Source organism: Pseudomonas sp. GW821-FHT01E10 (genome assembly GCF_059422365.1).
In genome coordinates this window covers 45,518-68,766 of sequence record NZ_JBWKWT010000002.1, presented here as the reverse complement: position 1 = coordinate 68,766, position 23,249 = coordinate 45,518, and the positions used below count along the sequence as shown (strand labels likewise).

General features: G+C 61.0%; 20 protein-coding genes. 11 read left to right on the top strand and 9 right to left on the bottom strand.

The genetic code is table 11. The features are described 5' to 3' along the window. Positions 1 to 11 precede the first annotated feature (11 nt). The 5 genes from accB to gcbA form a co-directional block, all read right to left on the bottom strand. The gene (gene accB, locus AC07V0_RS04135) at positions 12 to 476 is read right to left on the bottom strand and encodes an acetyl-CoA carboxylase biotin carboxyl carrier protein (RefSeq protein ID WP_018928421.1); all 465 of its coding nucleotides are present in this window, start codon (positions 474 to 476) and stop codon (positions 12 to 14) included. Positions 477 to 524: 48 nt separating this feature from the next. Next, positions 525 to 977, bottom strand: a complete 453-nt coding sequence (gene aroQ, locus AC07V0_RS04130) for a type II 3-dehydroquinate dehydratase (RefSeq protein ID WP_007937215.1) — start codon at positions 975 to 977, stop codon at positions 525 to 527. A 132-nt stretch (positions 978 to 1,109) separates the two neighbouring features. Beyond that, positions 1,110 to 2,852, bottom strand: a complete 1,743-nt coding sequence (locus AC07V0_RS04125) for a protein-disulfide reductase DsbD (RefSeq protein ID WP_495019410.1) — start codon at positions 2,850 to 2,852, stop codon at positions 1,110 to 1,112. Between the two features lie 98 nt (positions 2,853 to 2,950). Then, positions 2,951 to 3,994, bottom strand: a complete 1,044-nt coding sequence (locus AC07V0_RS04120) for a methyl-accepting chemotaxis protein (protein ID WP_432416843.1) — start codon at positions 3,992 to 3,994, stop codon at positions 2,951 to 2,953. 954 nt (positions 3,995 to 4,948) lie between these two features. Further along, the gene (gcbA, locus tag AC07V0_RS04115) at positions 4,949 to 6,619 is read right to left on the bottom strand and encodes a diguanylate cyclase GcbA (protein WP_495019409.1); all 1,671 of its coding nucleotides are present in this window, start codon (positions 6,617 to 6,619) and stop codon (positions 4,949 to 4,951) included. A gap of 290 nt (positions 6,620 to 6,909) precedes the next feature. Here gcbA and AC07V0_RS04110 point away from each other — a divergent pair, with 290 nt between their 5' ends. The 6 genes from AC07V0_RS04110 (at position 6,910) to AC07V0_RS04085 (ending at position 13,569) form a co-directional block, all read left to right on the top strand. After that, on the top strand, positions 6,910 to 7,977 hold the full coding sequence (locus AC07V0_RS04110; protein ID WP_064616066.1) for a DUF2333 family protein: 1,068 nt from the start codon (positions 6,910 to 6,912) through the stop codon (positions 7,975 to 7,977). Between the two features lie 3 nt (positions 7,978 to 7,980). After that, complete coding sequence (locus AC07V0_RS04105) at positions 7,981 to 8,538, top strand: NUDIX hydrolase (protein ID WP_018928416.1); 558 nt, start codon at positions 7,981 to 7,983, stop codon at positions 8,536 to 8,538. Positions 8,539 to 8,713: 175 nt separating this feature from the next. Then, positions 8,714 to 9,085, top strand: a complete 372-nt coding sequence (locus tag AC07V0_RS04100) for a translation initiation factor Sui1 (RefSeq protein WP_007914613.1) — start codon at positions 8,714 to 8,716, stop codon at positions 9,083 to 9,085. Between the two features lie 220 nt (positions 9,086 to 9,305). Continuing rightward, entirely contained in the window at positions 9,306 to 11,219 is a 1,914-nt protein-coding gene (speA, locus tag AC07V0_RS04095) for an arginine decarboxylase (protein ID WP_018928415.1), read from the top strand. Between the two features lie 233 nt (positions 11,220 to 11,452). Continuing rightward, positions 11,453 to 12,775, top strand: coding sequence for a contractile injection system protein, VgrG/Pvc8 family (locus AC07V0_RS04090; RefSeq protein ID WP_495019408.1), 1,323 nt, complete (start codon positions 11,453 to 11,455; stop codon positions 12,773 to 12,775). Then, entirely contained in the window at positions 12,772 to 13,569 is a 798-nt protein-coding gene (locus tag AC07V0_RS04085) for a DUF4123 domain-containing protein (RefSeq protein ID WP_086944039.1), read from the top strand. Before AC07V0_RS04090 ends, AC07V0_RS04085 begins: the two co-directional genes overlap by 4 nt. 23 nt (positions 13,570 to 13,592) lie before the next feature. Here the strand turns inward: AC07V0_RS04085 and AC07V0_RS04080 are convergent, their stop codons facing one another. Both AC07V0_RS04080 and AC07V0_RS04075 read right to left on the bottom strand, forming a co-directional pair. Beyond that, positions 13,593 to 14,933, bottom strand: coding sequence for an MATE family efflux transporter (locus tag AC07V0_RS04080; RefSeq protein WP_018928412.1), 1,341 nt, complete (start codon positions 14,931 to 14,933; stop codon positions 13,593 to 13,595). Positions 14,934 to 15,018: 85 nt separating this feature from the next. Continuing rightward, positions 15,019 to 15,312, bottom strand: a complete 294-nt coding sequence (locus tag AC07V0_RS04075) for a hypothetical protein (protein WP_018928411.1) — start codon at positions 15,310 to 15,312, stop codon at positions 15,019 to 15,021. A 191-nt stretch (positions 15,313 to 15,503) separates the two neighbouring features. On the opposite strand from AC07V0_RS04075, the gene AC07V0_RS04070 reads away from it, so the two are divergent. The 5 genes from AC07V0_RS04070 (at position 15,504) to AC07V0_RS04050 (ending at position 20,044) form a co-directional block, all read left to right on the top strand. Next, the gene (locus tag AC07V0_RS04070; RefSeq protein WP_007937232.1) at positions 15,504 to 15,806 is read left to right on the top strand and encodes a MazG-like family protein; all 303 of its coding nucleotides are present in this window, start codon (positions 15,504 to 15,506) and stop codon (positions 15,804 to 15,806) included. Continuing rightward, positions 15,806 to 16,555 carry a methyltransferase domain-containing protein gene (locus AC07V0_RS04065; protein ID WP_019582282.1) on the top strand — a complete coding sequence of 250 codons (750 nt, stop codon included), beginning with the start codon at positions 15,806 to 15,808 and terminating at the stop codon, positions 16,553 to 16,555. Before AC07V0_RS04070 ends, AC07V0_RS04065 begins: the two co-directional genes overlap by 1 nt. Positions 16,556 to 16,567: 12 nt before the next feature. Next, positions 16,568 to 17,197 (top strand): DUF4136 domain-containing protein, encoded by a 630-nt coding sequence (locus AC07V0_RS04060; RefSeq protein WP_086944037.1) that lies wholly within the window; start codon positions 16,568 to 16,570, stop codon positions 17,195 to 17,197. A gap of 53 nt (positions 17,198 to 17,250) precedes the next feature. Further along, a complete protein-coding gene (locus tag AC07V0_RS04055) occupies positions 17,251 to 17,808 on the top strand; it encodes a DUF4136 domain-containing protein (RefSeq protein WP_018928408.1) in 558 nt (185 codons plus the stop codon). 253 nt (positions 17,809 to 18,061) lie between these two features. Next, positions 18,062 to 20,044: a pilus assembly protein TadG-related protein gene (locus AC07V0_RS04050; RefSeq protein ID WP_495019407.1), complete on the top strand. Its 1,983-nt coding sequence runs from the start codon at positions 18,062 to 18,064 to the stop codon at positions 20,042 to 20,044. Here the strand turns inward: AC07V0_RS04050 and AC07V0_RS04045 are convergent. Both AC07V0_RS04045 and AC07V0_RS04040 read right to left on the bottom strand, forming a co-directional pair. Further along, positions 20,014 to 22,782, bottom strand: coding sequence for a PAS domain-containing sensor histidine kinase (locus AC07V0_RS04045; RefSeq protein ID WP_495019406.1), 2,769 nt, complete (start codon positions 22,780 to 22,782; stop codon positions 20,014 to 20,016). The genes AC07V0_RS04050 and AC07V0_RS04045 overlap by 31 nt on opposite strands. Then, complete coding sequence (locus tag AC07V0_RS04040; protein WP_018928405.1) at positions 22,779 to 23,219, bottom strand: TadE/TadG family type IV pilus assembly protein; 441 nt, start codon at positions 23,217 to 23,219, stop codon at positions 22,779 to 22,781. The genes AC07V0_RS04045 and AC07V0_RS04040 overlap by 4 nt, the downstream gene beginning before the upstream one ends. Positions 23,220 to 23,249 lie beyond the last annotated feature (30 nt).

The window sequence follows — 23,249 nt, the reverse complement described above, 5'->3', positions numbered from 1 at the left end:
CTCTCCGCGATTCAAACGATGGTGAACAGCGGTTGGTCGTACTCAACCGGCTGGCCGTCTTCGACGAGGATGGATTCGATCACACCGCTGGCTTCAGCTTCGATGTGGTTCATCATCTTCATGGCTTCGACGATGCACAGGGTGTCGCCTTTCTTCACGGTCTGGCCAACTTCAACGAAGGATGGCGAGGACGGCGAAGATTTGCGATAGAACGTGCCGACCATCGGCGAACGGGCAACATTGCCGTTCAGCGTTGGAGCCGCTGGAGCCGCAGGCGCAGCGGCAGCAACCGGAGCGGCGGCAGCAACTGGAGCCGGTGCCGGCGCATGCATCGGAGCCGGTGCATAGTACTGCTGAGCCGGCGTCTTGCTGTGACGGCTGATGCGTACGGACTCTTCGCCTTCCTTGATCTCAAGCTCGTCGATGCCGGACTCTTCCAGCAATTCGATCAATTTCTTAACTTTACGGATATCCATGAATCATCAACTCCCAAGGGTCGGTCAGGGGCGTTTAACGCTTGTTGTTCAAGCCGTTGCCTGTCTTTCAAGCTGCTCTAGTGCGGCCTCCAGGGCCAGTCGATAACCGCTGGCGCCAAGGCCGCAGATCACTCCCACCGCTACATCGGAGAAGTAAGAGTGATGGCGGAAAGGTTCGCGTTTATGCACGTTAGACAAATGCACTTCGATGAATGGGATGCTCACCGCCAGCAGCGCGTCACGTAACGCGACACTTGTATGCGTAAAAGCTGCTGGATTGATCAGAATGAAGTCCACACCTTCGCCGCGAGCAGCGTGGATGCGGTCAATCAATTCGTACTCGGCGTTGCTTTGCAGGTAAAGCAAATGGTGGCCGGCATTGCGCGCCCGCTGTTCCAGGTCCTGGTTGATTTGTGCCAGGGTGGTTGCACCATAGACGCCCGGTTCCCGGGTGCCGAGCAGGTTCAGGTTAGGGCCGTGCAAAACCAATAGGGTCGCCATCTGCTGCTCCTTTGTGATCCGTGTGCAATTGTCAGAACCCGGCGACTATGCCGCAAAGACTTTGTGACTGTCCAGTTCTATGCAATAGGCAGCACGATGGCCGATGTTTGCGCGAAATATGTGACCGGGTGATTAAATCCGGTCATTTGCTTTCGCAACACGTTCGGCGAAGTCCGTGGCGTTTATCTCGCCGATCACTCGCACATCGGTGCGTTCGACGCCGTCCCTGCCGAAAAACATCAGCGCCGGAGGGCCGAACAGCTTGTAGCGGTCGAGCAGGGCGCGCTGTTCGGTGTTGCTGGCGGTGATGTCGAAACGGATCAGTCGATAGCCTTTAAGACGTTCGACGACGTTGGCATCGTTGAGCACTTCGTGTTCGATGACTTTGCAACTGATGCACCAGTCGGCGTACCAGTCGAGCAGCAGCGGTGTGCCGGAGGATTTGGCTTCGGCGAGGACACGATCCAGTTCTGCTGGAGAGGTTATGGTTTGCCAGGTGCTGGCGATTGGCGCTTGCTGCTCGTTGCTGGCGACGAGGCGCGTCTGGCCAATGGGGTTGAATGGATCGGACTGACCGCTGAACGCACCGTACCAACAGGCCAGTGCATAAAACAGCAGAAACATCCCCAGCAATTGCCCCAGGCGTTTTCTCGGCGGCTTATAGGCAAACTCCAGCGCGCCCATGAACAAACCGACGCCACCGGCGAGCAAGCCGATCAACAGTAAAGTGATCTGGCCTGGCAATACTCGGCTGAGCAAACCGATCGCCAGCCCCAGCAAGAGCACACCAATCGCGTTTTTCACGTAGATCAGCCACGGCCCGCTTTTCGGCAACCAGGCCGCGCCGCCAGTCGCCACTAGCAACAGCGGTGCGCCCATGCCCAGGCCAAGCATGAACAGTTTCAATCCGCCGCCCAAGGCATCGCCGCTGGCGCTGATGTACAGCAGCGCACCGGCCAGGGGAGCCGAGACGCAGGGCGAAACCAGCAGGCTCGACACCACGCCCAGCACCGCCGCGCCCCACAGTGAGCCACCTTCGGTGCGCCCGGCGATCCGGTCCAGGCGGCTGCTGATGGCGTAGGGAAGTTTCAGTTCGAACACCCCGAACATCGCCAAGGCAAACACTGCGAAAAACAACGCGAACGGCACCAGCACCCAAGCCGATTGCAAGCGCGCCTGAAGATTAAGCTGTGCGCCGAACATGCCCATCAATGCACCCAACAGGGCGAAGCAGATGGCCATCGGCAGCACATAAGCCAGCGACAGGTTGAAGCCACGTAAACCGCCAATCTGCCCGCGCAGGACTACCCCGGAGAGGATCGGCAGCATCGGCAGCACACAGGGGGTGAAGGTCAGGCCGAGGCCTGCGAGGAAGAACAGCGCCAGTTCGCGCCAGCCCCAGGCTGTGGTCGTGGCACCGCTGCCATCAATACTCAGGCGCTCGGTCTCGGGCGGGTAGCACAGGCCTTTGTCGGCGCAGCCCTGATAGGTCACGGCCAGCGTAAAGGCGCGGGAATCGGTGCGTGGCAGTTCTACATCGAGAATGCCGTGGTAAACCTCGACATCGCCGAAGTATTCATCGTGCTTTTGTTCGCCCTTGGGCAGTTGAGCCGCACCGAGGCCAACGTCGGCCGGATCTGCGCGAAACTGGAAGCGATGGCGGTAGAGGTAGTAACCCTCGGTGGCGACGAAACGCAGTTTGATCGATTGCGGCGTACTCTCTACCAGGCTCAACTGAAAGGCTTCGCGCACCGGCAGGAAGTCGGCGCTGTTGTTGATCGAACCCAGGGTGGAACTGGGGCGACTGTCCAGCAACCCGGCGGCGAAGGCCGGGAGGGCGAGCACTAAAAACAGCAGGCAGAGCAAACGGCGCATGACAATCTCGCGTATTGGAGGTGCGGGCATGATAGCGGACGATGGGCTGGTGTGCAGAATGGGGAATGGGTGGTGAACATGCCCGCGATGGCGATTTATCAGACGCGGAAGGCTTGAACGGCGGTATGCAACCGTCCGCCCAGCACCAGCAAATTCTCTCCTTGCTCACGCCCCTCGCCGATGCGCAGCAAGTTATCCCCACCCAATTGATGAATCCGCTCACTGTGATCGCGGATTTCGCTGACAGCGCCGCTCTGCTGGGCAGTGACATCGGCGATGCGCACGGCGGTGTCGGAAATGGTCTGGATCGCTCCGACGATTTTATCCAGCGCACCGTCGGCGGCCTGGGCCTGGTTGGCCGTGGCTTCGGCGTGTTCGACCTGGGCGCGCATGCCTTCGACCGATTGTCGCGCGGCGGTTTGCAGGCCGGCGATCAGTGTCTGAATCTCGGCGGTGGCACCGGCGGTGCGCTGCGCCAGTGAACGAACCTCTTCGGCCACCACCGCAAATCCCCGGCCCATCTCCCCGGCGCGGGCTGCCTCGATGGCGGCATTCAGCGCCAGCAGGTTGGTCTGATCGGCAATCGAGCGAATCACCGTCAGCACGCCGCCGATAGTCGCCGACTCTTCGGCCAGATGTTCGATCATCTGCGCGTTGCCTTGCACTTCACCCACCAGCGCATGCAGCCCGGTGAGGCTCAGGCCGATGACCTTCTGACCATGCTCCACCGCCAGCCCTGCATGACGACTGGCGTCCGCGGCCTGGCTGGCATCACCGGCGACTTGTTGAATCGTTGCTTCGAGTTCACCGAGAGAGTCGCGGATCAGCGCGGTGTCGCCGGCCTGATGCTCGGCGCCGCTGTGCAGGTCATTGCTCAATTCGGCCAGCGTCCGGCTGCTGCCGGCGACTTGCTCGGCATTGAGGCGAATGGTCCCCACCAGGTCTACCAGATAGGCACGCAAGCGATTGAGCGAAGCTTGAATGTCATGCAGTTCGCGGTTGGTCGCACCCAGTTGAATGTCGCGACTGAAGTCGCCCTCGGCCCAGATCGAAAGGGCTGGCGCCAGATTGGTCAGGGTTCGGGCCAGGCGTCGCTGTAAGGTATCGATGAGCAAGGCGATCAGCAGAATCAGCCCGATCATCACGCCCTGCATCAGCCGCACTTCGCCCTGGATTTGCCCGTGCTGGGCGCGCACTACCGGTTCCAGCCCGGCGATGGCCTGCTGCACGGCGGTGATTTTCAAGTGAGTCGCGGCGCCGAGGTCGGCGCGTTTCTGGATCTGTTCGCGCGTACGTGCCAGTTCAGTCGGGTAGCGGGTGAGCAGGCTGTTGAGTTCGCGCTTGAGGCTGACGCCGGCGTCTTCGGCGACGGCTTTCTCGGTGTTCTCCAGGCCCATCATGGCGGAGAAGTCATCGGTGTTCGATTCACTGCTGGCAGTCACCCCCAGCAGCGGCAAGCTGTTCAATTGTTCAGCCTGAACGCGGATGCTGGCGACTTCGCGCTCGACATCGGCGGCCAGTTCACTGCGCCCGCTGCTGACCAGTTTGTCCCGGGCCAAAGACAACTTGCCCAGATGCTGGGAAGCTGCGAGCAAAGGCGTCAGGTACGCCGCGTTGCCGTTGGCGTACTGGCTGAGCTGATCGAGGCTGGCACCGAGCTCGCGTTCAGCTTGCAACAGCAGGGCTTGTGGATCGCCGGCAAGTTTGCCAGCGGCCAGCAGGTCCGTCTTGCTGAACTCCTCCAGATTCGACAGGCTGGGGTGCAAGGTATCGGCCAGGGACGGAGGTAATTCGCCGAGCTCCTTTTGCAGGTTGTCGATGGCCTGGCTGGCGCTGCTCAGACGCAGGGCATCGCCGCTGGCCAGGTAATCCTCGACGTTGCGCGCCACTTCATTTTGAAACTGCTGGGACAGGCCCAGGTAACGCTCCATCAACAGATAGGGGCGTTCCAGGGCTTTTTGCGACCACCAGAGGGTCGCGCCGAGGGCCACGCACACGGCGACCAGAAGGAGGGTATTGAGATTGGTCAACAGCTTCAGGCGCATTGCGGACTACCAACGGCAGAATGGTAAGTGCCTGAAGTTATTGCGTTTCTGTTACAGCGTTATGACCGAATCGGTCGATTCCGATGAAAAAGTGGCACTTTGCTTTGACTCCCGCGCGGCTTGCACGCGGTTGCGTCCGGCGTCCTTGGCGCGGTACAGCGCCTCGTCTGCCTGTGTGGCCATCATCAGGCTGTCGGAGCCTTCGTGCAGTTCGACGACGCCGGCACTGAAGGTGCACCAGAGGTCCTGGGGCTGCGCGGGGTAGTGAATTTCGGCAAAGCGCTGACGGATTTCATCGAGCACCTTGTAGGCCGATTCAATATCGGTGTCCGGCATGACGATGGCGAACTCTTCACCGCCGTAACGGCCGATGAAGTCGCTCTTGCGCAACCGTTGCTTGAGGAACAGCGCCAGGCTCTTGATCACCCGGTCGCCCATGGGATGGCCGTGGCTGTCGTTGACCCGTTTGAAGTGGTCGATGTCGAGCATCGCAAAGCTCAGCGGCTTGTTTTCGCGACGGGCGCGGAATGAACAGTCTTCGAGCAATTGCAGAATATGGGTGTGGTTGTACAAGCCAGTCAGGCTGTCGCGCACCATCCGCGCTTTCAGATTGCGCGCCCGCGCCGCGCGGTTGCGCACGGTGGTGATCAGGTGGCGCGGCTTGATCGGTTTGGTCAGGAAGTCGTCGCCGCCCTCACTCATGGCGTCGAGCTGCTTGTCCAGATCGTCTTCGGCCGACAGATAAATGATCGGCACGCTGACATAGCGGTCGTTATGGCGGATTACCTTGGCCAGTTCCGTACCGGTGCAGGCCGGCATGTACATGTCGAGGATGATCAGGTCCGGCTGGAAATCCGCCAGCTCGGCCATGGCCTGGATCGGTTCGATCAAGGTCCGCGTGACGATCCCGGCGCTGTTGAGCAGGCGTTCGGTGTGCAAGGCCTGTGCGCGGGAGTCGTCGATGATCAGCACTTTATAGGGTTCGTACTGGGCGACGCAGGTCAGCACTTCGATCTTTTCCAGCAGGCTCGAGGCTTCGAGGGTGCCGGTGAGAAACTCCTGGCCGCCGGCGCGCACGGCGGCGAGGCGGGTCGGGGTGTCGGTTTCGTGCAGGCTGAAAAACAACAGCGGCAAGGGCTGGTCCAAGCCTTGCTGGGCTTCGGCCGCCAGTTTCAGGCCGATGCCGGCGCCGCTGAAGTCGACGTCCATGACAATCGCCGCCGGTAAGCGCTCGACCATCGAGGCGCGGAACGCGGCGACGCTGTCGAGGGCTTGGGCGCTGAGCCCGAAGAATTCAAGTTGCTTGGCCAGCCGTTCGGCCCGGTCGTGATCCTGCAGCATCACGTAGATCGGTTTGCGCAGCGGCGGCAGGAAGGTGTGTTCGAGCTGATCGCCATGGCGCAGGCCGGTGCGGGACAAGCGCTGCATCAGGCGGTTGAGGTCAGTGATCAATCCGCTGCTCAGGCGTCCGCGATTGGCGTCGACGGCCTCCAGCGACTGGCCGATATGACGGGCCAGCAGGGTGTGTTCCGGTTGTTCGAAACGTTCGGCAAAGCGCAGCAGGCGCAGATTGGCCTCGCTCAGCTCCGACAGGTCGGTGATGGACCATTCATTGCGTTGCAGACGTTGCCATATCTCAAGAATCTGACGTGCCTGATGAATTACCCGCTGGGCAAAGTGGTGCTTGAGGCGCTCACGGCTGGGGTCTTCTGGCTCGGTCATATCCTGACTACTAGTTAGGGTGCATGCTGAGATCGACTGGTGGCTCTATGCTAGCATCTCTTTTCAATTGCATGAGTGTCCTGCGTCAATAATCTGCAAAGCGACATCATTCAGTTCCCGACCGACTGGTCGCATAGGCTCAACGCTGTGCTTCATTTATAGTGATGGCTTCGATTGCAGTCATTGTATGGCTCGCTGTGTCCCGCAGGATTTAATGCGCGGCAAATAAGGCACGATGGCGTAGGGTTGTAGTCGAACCGATGAACTCAAGTGATTGAAAGGATATCGCCATGCTGGACTGGAAGAACCGCACGGGCAGCGCGCCTGAGCGTGCCGCTGAACCGAAATCGGCCACCCGCAGTTATTTTGGTGGCCTGTTGTTCAGCCGGGCGCTGGCCACTCTGATTTGCCTTTACTTGTTGGTGGCTATCGCGCTGGGCTGGTACTGGAGCCAGGAACCCGCGCTGTTCCCGGTTCAGCAGAATGCCCAGATGGCAGCTGAGAAAGAAGGTAAGCAGATGGTGGTCGGGTACACCACGGTGGAAACCCTCAAGACCGTCGCCGGTACCTTGCTGACCAAACCGGGTGGCTATATTTCCAACGACCGTTTCCCGCCGGGCCTGTGGATGGACAACATGCCGAGCTGGGAATATGGCGTGCTGGTCCAGGTCCGCGACCTGAGCCGTGCGCTGCGTAAAGACTTCGCCCGTTCCCAGTCGCAGTCCGCCGAAGACGCCGATTTGGCCAAGGCCGAGCCGCGCTTCAACTTCGACAACAAGAGCTGGGTGTTGCCATCCAGTGAGTCCGAGTATCAGGAAGGCATCAACTCCCTGAGCCGCTATCAGGCACGCCTGTCGGGGCCTGACCAGAAGAGCGCGCTGTTCTACGCCCGCGCCGACAACCTGAACAACTGGCTGGGTGATGTAGGGACCCGTCTGGGCTCGCTGTCGCAACGGCTGTCGGCCAGCGTTGGTCGGGTCAAGCTCAACACTGCGCTGAAAACCGAAATCCCGGCGCTCGGCCAGGTGCCGCAGGTTGACGAAGAAGTCGTTGAAACCCCGTGGATGCAGATCGATAACGTGTTCTACGAAGCCCGTGGTCAGGCCTGGGCATTGTCCCATCTGCTGCGCGCCATCGAAGTCGACTTCGCCGATGTGCTGGCGAAGAAAAACGCTACGGTCAGCGTGCGCCAGATCATCCGTGAGCTGGAGGCTTCGCAAGAGCCGGTCTGGAGCCCGATGATCCTCAACGGCAGCGGCTTCGGTGTGCTGGCCAACCACTCGCTGGTCATGGCCAATTACATCTCCCGGGCCAACGCCGCGGTGATCGACTTGCGTCAACTGCTCAATCAGGGCTGAGTCATGGTAGATAGCGCTAAAGAGGCCGCCCACCGCGCGGCCTCCGATGCCGAACAGATCGCCTGGGTCGACGAGCGGGACAACCTGCTCGGCGCCCTGGTGCGCTCCGACCTGCGTGAGCGTGGGCTGATCGGGCGCGGCACCTACATCATGCTGTTCAATTCTGCCGGTGAGCTGTGCGTTCACCGGCGCACCCTGAGCAAGGCGATTTATCCCGGTTATTGGGACGTGGCGGCCGGCGGCATGGTGCTGGCCACCGAGACCTACGCCGAATCGGCGGCCCGCGAGCTGGAAGAAGAGCTGGGGGTGAGCGGTGTGGAACTGACCGCCCACGATCACTTTTTCTTCGAGGACACCGGCAACCGGCTCTGGTGTTCGGCGTTTTCGGCGGTGTGGGACGGCCCATTGATCCTGCAGCCGGAAGAGGTGCTGGAAGCGCGCTTTATCCCGATCGATCAGGTCCTGCTGGAAATCCAGCAAAAGCCGTACTGCCCGGACTCTTTGGCAGCCCTGAAGCGCTATCTTCGCGCCCAAGGGGATGACGTCGCAAAAGAGCTGTAAATTGGCGCCGATTGGCTCTTAGCAAGTCGGCTTTTTGCCGTTACACTGCGCGACCTTTTCAAGCTGAACCGGCAGTGCCCGGCTCAGTAGCGCTGCCCCTGCCTGAGTGGGGCTTCGCGGTCGATAACCTTGCCCAAGGTTGCGATCAGTCTTTGTCCTCCCAAGAGGATTGCCGGTGGCCAAAAAAGCCGCATCCTTCGCCGCCCTTGGTGGCCTGGTATTTTCCACCGACGCAGGTCGTCATTGCCCGGAATGCAGTAAACCGGTGGATGCCTGCATCTGCAAACAAACCGTTATCCCGGCCGGCGACGGCATCGCTCGCGTGCGTCGTGAAAGCAAGGGCCGTGGCGGCAAGACGGTGACGACCATCACCGGCGTGCCGTTGGCCGAAGACGCGCTCAAGGAACTGGCCACCACGTTGAAGAAACGTTGTGGGACCGGTGGGGCGTTGAAAGACGGGATCATCGAAATCCAGGGCGATCATGTCGAGCTACTCTTGGCTGAGCTGATCAAACACGGTTTCAAAGCGAAGAAGTCCGGCGGCTAGCAGCCTCTGTGAAAACCACCCGCGGCTTGATCCAGTCCTGATTTCATTCTGGTCTGGCGTCGTCTCCATGGTTTTCACAGAGCCTGTTCAAGACCGGTTTCTAAACTCACTGCGGTCAGCGAGGTCTACCCCCTCGTTGACGAAACGTCATTTTCATTCTTTAGACTGCGCCGGCCTGAACTCAAGGCGACGCTCTATGACTTCTTTATAGGGGACTTCGATGTCCGTAAGACGCACACGCAAAGACGATGGCAGCCAATGGACAGTTGCGGACAGCCGCAGTGTTTACGGGATTCGCCATTGGGGGGCCGGGTATTTCGCGATCAATGACGCCGGTCGCGTCGAAGTTCGTCCGAACGGCCCGACCAGTTCGCCTATCGACCTGTTCGAGCAAGTCGACCAACTGCGCAAAAGCGGTTTGTCCTTGCCGCTGCTGGTGCGTTTCCCAGACATCCTGCAAGACCGCGTGCGTCAGCTGACCGGTGCGTTCGACGCCAACATCGAGCGCCTGGAATACCAGAGCAAGTACACCGCGCTGTACCCGATCAAGGTCAACCAGCAGGAAGCGGTGATCGAGAACATCATCGCCACCCAGAACGTATCGATCGGTCTGGAAGCCGGCTCCAAGCCTGAGCTGCTGGCGGTACTGGCGCTGGCGCCGAAGGGCGGCACCATTGTCTGCAACGGTTACAAGGACCGTGAGTTCATCCGTCTGGCGCTGATGGGCCAGAAGCTGGGCCACAACGTGTTCATCGTGATCGAGAAAGAATCCGAAGTCGGTCTGGTGATCGAAGAAGCGGCGTCGCTCAAGGTCAAGCCTCAGGTCGGCCTGCGTGTGCGTCTGTCGTCCCTGGCGTCGAGCAAGTGGGCAGACACCGGTGGCGAAAAATCCAAGTTCGGCCTGTCGGCGGCGCAACTGCTGTCGGTGGTCGAGCGTTTCCGTGCCGCTGGCCTGGACCAGGGCATTCGCCTGCTGCACTTCCACATGGGTTCGCAGATCGCCAACCTGGCGGACTACCAGCACGGCTTCAAGGAAGCGATTCGTTACTACGGCGAACTGCGCAACCTTGGCCTGCCGGTCGATCACATCGACGTCGGCGGCGGTTTGGGCGTGGACTACGACGGTACTCACTCGCGTAACGCCAGTTCGATAAACTACGACATGGACGATTACGCCGGTGTCGTGGTCGGGATGCTCAAGGAATTCTGCGATGCGCAGAGCCTGCCGCACCCGAACATCTTCTCTGAAAGCGGCCGCTCCCTGACCGCCCACCACGCGATGCTGGTGGTGCAGGTGACCGACGTCGAGAAACACAACGACGACGTGCCGAAGATCGACAACAAGGAAGAACTGCCGGAAACCGTGCAGTGGCTGGTTGACCTGCTCGGCCCGACCGACATCGAAATGGTCACCGAGACCTACTGGCGCGCCACGCACTACATGAGTGACGTGGCCACCCAATACGCCGATGGCAAGCTGACCCTGGCGCAAAAAGCCCTGGCCGAGCAATGCTACTTCGCCGTTTGCCGCCGCCTGCACAACTCGTTGAAGGCCCGTCAGCGTTCCCACCGTCAGGTGCTCGACGAACTCAACGACAAGCTGGCCGACAAGTACATCTGCAACTTCTCGGTATTCCAGAGCCTGCCGGACACCTGGGCCATCGGCCAGGTCCTGCCGATCCTGCCGCTGCACCGTCTCGACGAAGAGCCGCTGCGCCGTGCAGTGCTGCAAGACTTGACCTGCGACTCCGACGGCAAGATCAAGCAGTACGTCGACGAGCAGAGCATCGAGACCAGCCTGCCGGTGCACGGTCTGAACGAGGGTGAAGACTACCTGCTGGGGATCTTCCTGGTCGGTGCCTACCAGGAAATTCTTGGCGACATGCACAACCTGTTCGGTGACACCGACTCGGTGAACATCTATCAGAATGCTGACGGCAGCGTGTACCACGCAGGTATCGAAACCCACGACACCATCGAAGACATGCTGCGTTACGTGCACTTGTCGCCGGAAGAGCTGATGACTCACTACCGCGACAAGTGCGCCAGTGCCCGCATCAGCGCCAGCGAGCGCACCCAGTTCCTTGATGCCTTGCGTCTGGGCCTGACCCGTTCGTCTTACCTGTCTTCTTGAGGTAGGGCACCGCGCCCATCAGGTTGTCTGAAATTTCTCCGTAGGTTGCGGAAATTTCAGATGACCTGGTGCGGGGCTTCTCTTTTGTCACGCGAAATAGCCCACATACCGAGCAATCCAAGCGATGTGGTCTTCTTTTCGCGTAGGTCATTTCCTAAGTTGTACTTCGGCACTCTACTCGGCCATGTCTCTCAGCGAGAATCCCCGGCCGCCCCTCCTGTAGAGAATCGCCGATGTTCGATTCAGTCAACGAGCCGTCATTTCGTCTGGATATAGCGGGTCTTGCCGACCCCTTTGAGGTCTTGACCTTTACCGGTAGTGAAGCGATCAGCGAGCCTTTTGCGTTCGACGTGGATCTACTGAACGATGACCCGACACTGGACCTTGCAAGCCTGCTGTACCGCTCGGCCTTTTTGCACTTCGGGCCGCAGTGGGAGGGTATTCACGGACAGTTGCTTGGCCTCGTTCAACCCGGCCATGGCAATGAGCCCAGGCTTTGTCGTGTGCGTCTGGGCCCCAGGCTTGCTTGCCTGGCCCAGCGCTTCAATCAGCGAATTTTCAGCGATCGCTCGGTGCCGGACATTCTCGCCCAGGTTCTCAAGGAGCACGGCATTGCCGGCAAGGATCGTCGTTTCGACCTGAACGGCGATTACCCGTCCCGTGATTTCTGCACGCAGTACCGGGAGTCGGACCTGCAGTTTTTCCAGCGTCTATGCGCCCAGGAGCGGCTTCATTACTACTTCGAGCACCGTACGCGCGGGCATTGTCTGGTCTTGGGCGACGGTCCGGGGCAGTTTCGCCGTGGCGAAGAGAGGGTCTTCGAGGATGTGAGCGAACGACCGGGAGTGCATCAGTCCAAGCTTCATGGCTGCGGGCAGATTGCCGAGGGGCAGACGAACCTGCCAACGCTGCGCAGCGGTCAACTGATGCCGTTGTCCGGTCATCCGTATGCGGACTGGAATCGTCTCTGGCTAGTGACCCATGTCGAGCATCAGGGAGGACAACAGCCAGATTTTTTGTATCGCAACCAGCTGCGCGTCGTTGCGCAGGAGGTGCCTTACATCGCGGCTCATCCCGTTGTGAAACCCAGGATGCACAGCCTGCAAAGGGGATGGGTAGTCGACGTCGGTGAATCTCGCCCCGATCCCGGCAGATCGGTCGCCGTGCAGTTTGACTGGCTATATCAGGGCGAAGGCGCAGCCCCCAGCCACTGTTGGTTGCCGTTGTCTGGCGAGCTGGAAAGCGCGGGTGTCATGCCCTTGAGTGAGGGCACGCAAGTGCTGGTGAGCTTTATCGAAGGTGATCCTGATCAACCGTTGATCAGCGGATTTCTTCCCGGAGCACCGTCCAGCGCAGAGCCGGGCATGGCCGAGCTGCTATCCGCCTCGACCACTGAAGCCAGCCGCGCGGTTGATGGTTTATTGGGCTTGCTGCAATCCAGCGAACCCTTGGTACTCCTGTGTTTGCTGCCAGGTGGGGGCAGTTTCAGTCATTGCGCGCAATCCTTATGCACTTGCCGGGCAGCGACGCAGCTTGGCCAGAGCGGTGCGGCATGATTGCCGTTCAGGCGCCCGACTCGACCCCGCAATGGCTGTTGCTCGATGTGCCGGGCGTGCCTCAGGCCGGTGCGATGTTGCGGCAACAGTTTGCTCATGTCCGATGGTTCTGGCTGTTCGAAGGCAGCGAGTTTCATCCGTTGCGTGAGCACGGGCCAGTGTTGGTCGACCTTCGCGAATGCCCGGCACTCGCCGAGCTGTACTCAAGTGAGCCGCATACATGGGGCGGGTTGCTGCTGGTCAGTGAAGCCTCTTCATCACAACTGCTGGAGCATTTGCGCCGCATGCTCACCGTCACCTTCAGCCTGCATCACCGGGCCTTGTTGAGTTACTACAACCCTCAAACGGCGAGTTACTTTTTCGATGCCTGCGATGCGCAGGAGCTGAGTCGCTGGCTCGGTCCGATCGATCAGTTACGCTGGTTCGGCGGCACTTGGGCCGATCGGGCCATTGGCTGTCTGGGCTGGCAACAGTTGTTCAATCCACGGCTTGCCGTCAGGCCGCTGGCCATCGAAGAAAACCTCAGCTCGCGTCAGCGAGACAGCTTGCAGACCTGCCTGCTGGAGCAGCATGCCTGGCGCTGGAGCCGATCCACCGGCACCGACTACAACAGCTTGTGGGCTCACCTGCAGGAAGGGCTGGCGCTGGGTTTCAGTGAGCGCCCGGTGCTCGATGGCTGGTTATGGCTGCGCTTGCAGCACCCTGACGCCGTGCCAGGGCAGTCGTTATCGGGAACCACCCAGCAGGAGCGTCTCGATAGCCTGCGCAACCTGTGGCAGAACGATCAACCCTGAACGGGTTGAAGGTATGTCGCTCGTCATCCTTTTAACCAGCCGTCGTTCTTGCGCAAGTACCAGGCGAATGTGCCAAGGGTCAGGCTGCGCAGCACCATGAACAGCAGGAAGGTTATCCACAGTCCATGGTTGCCCAAGCCTTGCAGTATCCAGGCGAAGGGCAGTAGCAGGATCACGGTCAACAGCATGCCGTTGCGCATTTCCCGGGCGCGGGTGGCGCCGATGAACAGGCCGTCGAGCAGATAACTCCAGACCGCAATCAGCGGCAGCGCGGCGAGGTACGGCAGGTAGATGAAGGCGGTGTCGCGCACGCTCTGGATGTTGGTCTGCATCTGGATGAACAGGTGCCCGGCGTACAGAAACAGCAAGGCGAACCCCAGGCTTGCCAGCAGCGACCAACCGCACGCCACCACCAGTGAGCGGCGCAGGGCATCACGGTCGCGAGCGCCGATGGCGTGTCCGCACAGGGCTTCCACGGCGTGGGCCAGACCGTCCAGCGCATGGGCGGTCAGCAGCAGGCCGTTGAGCAGCAGCGCATTGGCGGCGACCGTGGCATCGCCCAGTCGTGCACCCTGCACGGTGATCAGGAAGAACACCGACTGCAACGCCAGGCTGCGGATGAAAATATCGCGGTTGACCGCCAACAATGGGCGCCAGCTCTGCCACAACGCCAATGCGGCCCAGGCGATATGGCCGGGATAGGCGCGCAGGGCTTTGCGGGTCATGAATAGGCCGATCAATGCGCCGGTCCACTCGGCGATCACCGAGGCCCGTGCCGCGCCGACCACTCCCCACTCCAGGCCAAGCACAAACCACAGGTTGAGTGCGATGTTGACCAGGTTGGTGCTCAGCAGAATCGCCAGCGGAGCCCGGGCATTCTGGGTGCCGAGAAACCAGCCGACCAGCGCATAACTGGCCAGCGCCGCCGGCAGCCCGAACAGCCGTGTGTGGAAAAACTCGCGGGTCAGTTGATCCAGCTCCGCCGACGGTTGCATGAAGTGCAACGCGACCCCGCTCAACGGCACGCCCAACGCTCCCAACAGAATGGCCAGGCCCATGGCCAACAACAGACCTTGCAGCAAAATCTGCCGCAACGCAGCGCCATCCCCACGCCCGGCCGCCTGGGCGGCAAATCCGGTGGAGCCCATGCGCAGAAAGCCCATGGCCCAGGCAAGAAAGGTATACAGACTGGCGCCCACCGCGACGGCGCCGAGCTGATGAGCATAGGGCAGGTGACCGATGACGGTACTGTCGACCAGCGCCACCAGCGGTACGGAAATGTTCGAGAGAATCATCGGGGCGGCGAGCGCCCAGACGCGGCGATGGGTCGGACGGTCGCGCCAGTCGGCAATCAGGTTGGACATGCAGGCTCCTTGGGGGCGCCTGCATTGTAGCGACGAACTCGGAATCCGCATCGATCCATTGTGGAAGCGAGCCTGTGTGGCTGCCTTAGTGAATGATCCAGCTCAGTAACCACAACCCCAGCAGCAACCAGATAATCCCCATGATGATCGACGCGTTCATGAAGGCGCGGATCGCCGACCACAGCAGCATCAGCCCGAGGATCAAGGTGATGATGCTGATGATCGAGGTTTCCATGCCCAATGCCTGGGCCAGCCCTTCGACAAAATTGCTGCCGGCGTTGCTCAACAGGTTGAACAGGCCACTGAGGGTGTCGATGATAAAACGGATGACCGAACCGATTGCCTGGCCGAGCCATTCGAAAAAGCTGTCTACCTGCATGTGTACGTCCTGATGGAGTGGTGGCGTGGTTGCCGGATCCGAGCCTTGGGCTATTGATCGTGCTCCCGGGTTCCCGTGGAAGCTGCCGAAGGCTGCGATTTTTTTGAGTATGGCGCAAGTACGCAGGCACAACGCTGCCACTTGCCTTCACCCGTCATCCCCCTGAAGCTATACGCCTTCAGGAGAGCCCGATGAACCTTGTTGAACTGACCGAACGCCTGCACGCCATTCGTGACCGCAATGACTGGCGGCAATTTCACAGCCCGAAAAACCTGGCCATGGCCGCGAGCGTGGAAATGTCCGAGCTGGTGGAAATCTTCCAGTGGCTGACCGAAGACCAGTCGCGCCAGTTGCCGGCGGACAAACTGGCCCATGCCGGGCAGGAAATCGGCGACATCGTGCTGTATTTACTGCTGCTGTGCAGCGAGTTGGGACTGGACATGAATGAAGTGGTACGTAACAAGCTCGCGGACAGCGAACGGCGGTTCAGCTGATGAGCGACCGTCATTTCGATCAGTTGGCGACCCGCTTCGCTGAAAAAATCTACGGTGGCGCAAAAGGGGCGATCCGCCTCGCGGTGCTGCAGGCCGACCTGGCCGAAACCTTGCCGGACCGTCCGTTGCGCGTACTGGACATCGGCGCCGGCCTGGGCCACATGTCGTTGTGGCTGGCCCAGCGCGGTCACCAGGTGACCCTGGCCGAACCCGCCGAGCCGATGCTTGAAGGTGCTCGCCAGCGTTTTGCCGAAGCCGGGCAGACAGCGACGTTCATTCAGGCGCCGTGGCAGGAGTTGCTTGGTCAGCTCACCGAACCCTACGACCTGGTGCTGTGCCACGCCGTGCTGGAATGGCTGGCCGAACCCCATGCGATTTTGCCGGTGTTGCATCAACTGACGAAGCCGGACGGCTGGTTGTCCCTGGCGTTCTATAACCGCGATGCGCTGATCTACCGCAACCTGCTCAAGGGCCATTTCCGCAAGATGCGCAAGAACGACATGGCCGGCGAGAAGCAGAGCCTGACGCCGCAACAGCCGCTTGATCCACGGGAGCTGGCAGCGCAACTTGAGGGTCTGTGGCGGGTCGAAACCCAGAGTGGAGTGCGGGTTTTTCATGACTACATGCCGGTGGAATTCCAGGCCCGCGCCGAACTGCTCGACTTGCTCGAAATGGAACTGGCTCACCGCCGTCACCCAAGCTTCGCCGGGCTTGGGCGCTACTTGCACTGGATCTGTCGGCCGATCTGACCGGAGTGCGCAATGAATAGTCGTTCAGGTTTACTGGTGATCTGTCTCGGGTTGGCGGCCTGTCAGGGCAGCAACCCTTACATCGCGACGTCCAATCCCTTGCCACCGGCACCGCCCCAGGCCGCCGGCACTTTCGACCGCAGCGCCTACCCGGCGGCGCCACGGGATTACGGTCGCTACCGCAGCTGGGCCTGGCTCAACGGGCGCCTGCCTGCGGGCACGGCCTGGGCCGATTCGGAGCAGGTGGCCGAAGTCGTCAGCAATGCCCTTGACCAGCGCGGCTTGCGCCCACTGCACGACAACCGCCCGGCGGACCTGTTGGTCAGCGCCGACCTGCATCTGGAAACCCGCTTGCGCCAGGTGCAGGACGGCTCTGGTTACGGTGGCGGCTATGGCGGCGGGTATTACGGCGGTGGTTACAACCGCTACGGCACGGGTTACGGCATGTACAACAGCGTGCCGGTCGTCCGTACTTATCAGGTACAGGTTGTGGTGGTGCGGGTCGATCTGTTCGACGCAAGCACCGGTCAACCGGTGTGGAGTGCCAGTGCCGAAACCAGCAGTCAGGGCAACCAGAGCGAACGTGCCGATGCCCTGCGCGAAGCTGTCGAAAAGGCCATGTCGGCGTATCCTCCTAGTTAGCTTCCTGTTCAGGAAGCCTCCCGCAGGTGCATGTCTTCAATCGGAGAAAAATCATGTTCCGCCGTCTCGTTTTACTGGCCATCGCCGCGCTGCTCACTGCCTGCGCCGCCAACGAGGTCAATCATGACTTCGATGCCAGTCGCGACTTTGCCGCCTATCGCAGTTGGAGCTGGAAAGAGCCCGCCGTGCAATACCGTCCCGACGACCCAAGGATCAAGAGTGACCTGACCGAGCAACGCATCCGCCAGGCCGTTGCCGATCAACTGGATCAGCGTGGCTTGCGTCCGGCCGCCGCCGGCGCTAAGGCAGACCTTAAGGTGCAGACCTACCTGATCGTTGAAGATCGCCAGCAACAAGTGACCACCTCCTATGGTGGCGGTTATGGTGGCCCATGGAACGGTTATTGGGGCGGGCCGATGTACAACGAAACCCGCAACGTCAGCTACAAGGTGGCGACCATCCAGATCGACCTGCTCGATGGCAAGGACGGCAAACTGGTGTGGCGTGGCAGCGACGAGCAAACCCTCAGCCGCACACCGAAGCCAGAGGACCGCAGCAGTACGATACGCCAGACGGTCGGGCGCATATTGGCTAACTATCCACCGCGCTAAATGGCTTAACCCTCTAACACTACAGCCCCTGTAGGAGCGAGGCTTGCCCGCGAAGAAGACACCGCGGTTTTTCAGTCATTACGCGTTATCGTTCTTCGCGGGCAAGCCTCGCTCCTACAGGATCTTCGTCGTCACACAAGCCCACAATAAGTTGGTGGGGTGGCTAGTTGCCAGCAATCCGGCAAACCCTTGTCTACACTGCTGTTCATCAATGGAGGTAGCCCTCGGCGGTGCGCCGGCAAAGGAGTGCGCCATGTCTCCCTGCTTGCAGTTTCGTAGCCCGGCCCGGCAACGGGGATCGATCGGTTTGATGGCAGTGCTGACCCTCGGCATGGCCCTGGTGTTCCTGCTGATCGTGGTCGACAGTGGCCGCTTGTACCTGGAGAAACGCAGCTTGCAGCGGATAGCCGACATGGCCGCACTGGAGGCTGCCACGCGCAACGGTGATTGCGCCGTGGGTGCCAGCGCTACCGCCTATGCCACCGCCAGCGTAAACCGCAACGGCTTCACCCTTCCTGACCCCACGCGCAGCCTGGCGGTAGCCTGTGGCACCTTGAGCCTGGACGCCAACAGTCTTCGGGTTTTTGTGGCTAACCCAAGCAGCAGCGAAGCCATTCGGGTGATCGTCAGTCATTCAGTGCCGCAGAGTTTCGCCGGTGGCGTTGGCGCCCTGTTCGGCGGTGCGCCGGCCGGGGCCACCCTCAACCTGACGGCGACCGCCGTTGCGGCGCTGCCGCCACCGCTGGCATCGCTGACCCTGCGCACCACAGCGCTGAGCATCGATAGCAGCAAGTCGGCCACCCTCAATGCGCTGTTCGGCGGTTTGCTCGGCGGCAGTCTGAACGTGTCCGTGGCAGGGTGGGATGGGTTGGTGAACACCAACATCAGGCTGCTGGGTTACCTTGATCGACTGAAGGTCGACCTCGGCCTCAACGCCGCCGGGTATAACCAGGTATTGGGCGCTTCGGTGGCCGTCAGCCAATTGATCCAGACCGCCGTCAATGTGCTGGACCCCGGCGGCACCCTCGGCGCGACGGCGACTATTGTCGGTCTGCAAGCCCTCAAGGTGGCCGCTGGCTCCACGACTGTGGTGTTGGGCAATCTGCTGCACGTCGAGAACGGCAGCGACGTCTCAACGTTCGCGACGACTGTGAGTGTGTTCAACCTGATCGAAGGCGTCGTGCAACTGGCCAACAAGAAAAACGGTGTGGTGGCGACAGTGCCGATCAATCTGGCAGGGCTGGCGCAAATCACCGCTCGGGTGCAGGTGTTGGAGCCGCCGCAACTCTCCGCGATCGGCAATCCGAAAAACGCCGCGCTGGATCCGCTGGGGCCCAATCGGATCTACGTGAGAACCGCACAGCTTCGCACGTTGTTGTCGATCGACTTGCCGGCGCTGGACGCCATCGCGGCGCTGGTCAATGCCGCGGCGGATCTGGCAGGACCGCTGACCAACACCCTCAACGCCTTGCTCAATCTCGACCTGGTGGCGGTGCTCAATTCACTGACCTGTGCCATCGGCGTGCCCTGTCAGACGCCCGACGTCATCGTGCTACCGGGGCCGATACGGCTCGACGTGGCGCTGGACGTCGCCAGTGCCGATAGTTACGTCACGGCTTACAGCTGCATCAGCAACACCAACAAAACCCTGACCACCAACACCAGCGCATCGCTGGTGAACCTGAAAATCGGCCGGATCGATGCCGCCAGTATGTTCGGCAGCAACACCGTACCACCGACGGTCACGGTGCAGCCGTTGAAGCTGATCGATATCGGGATCAAAACCTGCCGCAGGTTTTTGTTCGTGCCCATCACCTGCGATCCGCGTGTGCCAGGCGTCGGTGGTGGCATCGATGTCGTTGCCGACACCAGTGTTGCGGCGAACACCAACATGCCCCATGTCTACTCCGCACCACCGGCCAACAGCCTGCCGGACATCAACCAGCCGCCGTTTTACTACTCATTTTCCACCAGCAGCATTGTCAGCAACTTGCTCAACACCCCGGTCAACCTTCACGTCGATATGTATGGCCCGTCAGGCAGTCTCGTCGGCGGTCTGGGGGCGATCCTGAGCAGCGTGACCAGTTTGCTGGTCAGCGCAATCAACGGCGTGCTCAACCCGTTGCTCGACAGTCTGATCAACACATTGCTGATAAGCCTTGGGGTCGACTTGAACAAGGTCGACGTCGGCGCCAACCTCAGTTGTCACTCAGGGCGCGCGTCGCTGGTGATCTGATCGCCCGTGACAATCGGCAACTCAATGCAGAAACGCGCGCCCTCGGCCGCGTTTCTTACGCTCAACCGTCCGCCCATGTTCTCGACGATGCCGTAACTCACCGACAACCCGAGCCCAGTACCGACGCCCACCGGTTTGGTGGTGAAGAATGGCTCGAAAATCCGCTCCAGCAACCGTGAGTCGATGCCGCCGCCGTTGTCCTCGACCCACAGCCGCACTGAATGCTCATCACGTTCGGCGTACAGCGAAATCCACGGTTTGAACGCCGGGTCGGCCTCGCGTTTGCTCAGCAACGCATCCCGTGCATTGACCATCAGGTTGATCAGCACCTGTTCCAGCTGATCGACGTAACCGCGCACCTGCACATCAAAACCGCTCTCGCTGACCCGCAGCTCAATGCCTTTGCCGCGCAAGCCTTCGGACAGCAGCGCCAGCGTGCCCTCGATGGCTTGAACCGGATTGAACGGCTGCTGCTCGACCTCCGAACGCCGGCCGAACACCCGCATGTGATCCACCACCTTCGCGGCGCGCTGGACTTGTGCGTCGATGCGATTGAGCTTGTCAGTCAGGTAATCGATTTGCGCATCGCCATTGCTCAGACGCTTGAGCACATTGACGATGGCCATGCGCATCACGTTCAGCGGCTGATTGATTTCATGGGCAAGCCCGGTGGCCATTTCGCCGAGGGTGGCCATTTTCGCGCTCTGGGTAAGCTGCTGCTGGGCGCGCCTGACCTCAGTGTTGTCGCGGCCCACGGCCTGAATTTCCAGCAAACGACCCTGGTCGTCGAACACGCCGCGATCCGACCAGACCCACCAGGCATGTTCCCGTCCCGGCAGTTGCAGGTTGATCTCCGCAGTGCTGACCGGGAACTCCGGGCTCAGTCTACTGAGGCGCTGGAGGAACGCTTCGCGCTGCTCCGGCGACATCCAGCTGCCCAGATTCACCCCCGGCAGCTGCTCGGGTTGGCATTCCAGATAGGTCGCCAGTGGCCGGTTGCCGAAGGTCAGCGTCAGGTCGGGGCGGTAGCGGCAGATCATCGCCGGGGAGTCTTCCACCAGGATCCGGTAGCGCTCTTCACTCTGTTTGACTTTCTCGGTGGCCAGGGTCGCCTCGGTGACATCCAGCCACAGGCCCACGGCTTCCACCGGCAACCCGAGGTCATCGCGCAGCAGTTTGGCTTCGTCGAGCAGCCAGTGGTAATCGCCGTGACTGTCGCGCAGTCGATAACGGGCGCTCACCGAACCCTCGCGCAGCAGTTGCCGGGTACGCTCGAAATAGCCGTCGCGGTCTTCGGGATGGACCCGCTCCACCAGCGAGCCTGCGGCGCAATCGGCGAGCGACCAACCGAGCAGCGGCAATAGGCTGTCGCTGAAAAACGTCGGTTGCAGCGCACCTTCGACATAGCGCTGCACGTAGATCACCGCCGGTGAACTGGCGATCAGGTTGTCCAGCCGGGCATGGGCGGCAGCGGCGTTCTGCTGTTGGTTTTTGATGTCGCTGATGTCGAGCATGAAACCCACCATCCGGCGGTTTTTACCGATGCCCAACGCCTGGCCTTGCAGTCGGTACCAGATCGGCGTTTGTGTCGTGTCGGGGCGATGCAGCCGTACGCACAACAGCAACGGCGCGCCTTCGTCTTGCAAGGATTGCAGGCGAATCGTCAGCTCTTCACGGTCGGCGGGATGAATCTGTTCGAGCCAGTCGTGCAGCGGAAAACGAGTGCTCGCAAGGTTCAGCGTACTGGCGAGCGACGGCGCCAATTGCACTTCGGCATGGTCGCTGAAGACCTCCCACCAACCGGTACCGAGCAAGGCTTGTAGAGATTCCAGCCGCTCCAGTTGCAGGTGGTGCTGATGCTCGCGCAAGCGCTCAAGCAGCGGCCCGGCCAGGGCGGCGGTGAGTTGCAACCAGTCGCGCTCACTCAAGTCGGGGGCACGTTCTTGCACCGGGTAGAAACCACAGAGCAACCACGCGACCACGCCCAGGGCATTGCGATAGGGCACCGCGAACCCTTCGGCATTGCCGAAGATGCTTTGCAGGCGTGGGTGCTCGCTGGGTGTCAGCTGTTGGGGGACTGAGCCATTCAAACTGTCGAGGCCGGTGCCCAGGCGTTGATGGGTTTCCCACAACCTTGGTGCATCGAAGGCCGCGTACTGCTGGTGAATCAACCAACCCTCGGCCTGTTCATCGAGCAAGGCCATGGCCATGCACGGGATCTGAAAACGCTGGGCCAGGCCTTGCAGTTGTTCGGCCAGTACCTCGGGCAGGCGCGTCAGGCTGCACAGGCGCAACTGCTCGCTGACCTGCGCCGCGAGCAACTGGCACTGTTCACGACTGCGCGCTTGTCGACGTTCGAGCAACAGATCGCCGATGTCGATCAACTGCAATAACCATCCTTCGCCCAACGGCTGCACCCAGCCGCGCAGGTGCAGCGGTTGTCCGGCGAGGCTGAAAAAGTCCAGGTCCAGGTTTTGTCCTTGCCACTCGGCCGGTGTGCCTTCGACCGACAGGGCGCTATGGGGCATGAGGTAATCGAGCAGGTGCGGTGACTGCGCGTCGGGTATCTGTTGCGCCAGCAGATGCCGCAACGGACCGCTCAGCTGAATCACTCGACCTTCATCATTCAGATGCAGCTGCAAGCCGACACGCTGCACGCTCGCAGGGTCTGGCGTGTTCGGGGTCTGTGGCGGGTGACGATTGAGCAGACGCCCGAAGAGTTTGTCCCCGGAGCTCAAAACTGCAGGCTCGATTGGGCCGTGAGGGTCGGCGGCAGATTGGGCACCGAGCCGATCCCCGGCAGCACCAGGAACGGCAGCACTTGATTCAGTTTACTGGTGGGGTAGTTGATGCTGACCGTCAGCACGCCGCCGGTGTAGGTGGCGCTGGCGTCGGTGGCCACGTTGAAGTTCAGCGCGGCGGGAATCCAGGCCAGCTGCCGGGTCAGTTCGGTGGTCGCGATGTTTCTGACCGCCGTGTCGTAATTGGCGGTGCTCGGGTCCAGCGCCACACTGCGACGCACCGCTTCGGCCGTGGACTTATTGAACGATTGCATCAGCAACAGCGGCAGGCTGTAACTGACCAACCCATAAAACACGGCGAAAAAAATCACGAATACCAAGGCGAACTCAATCGCCACGGCACCTTTTTGCTTGCGGGGGAGGCCTGTTTTCATGAGTGCGTCTACCCTGACAATTACTGCGTA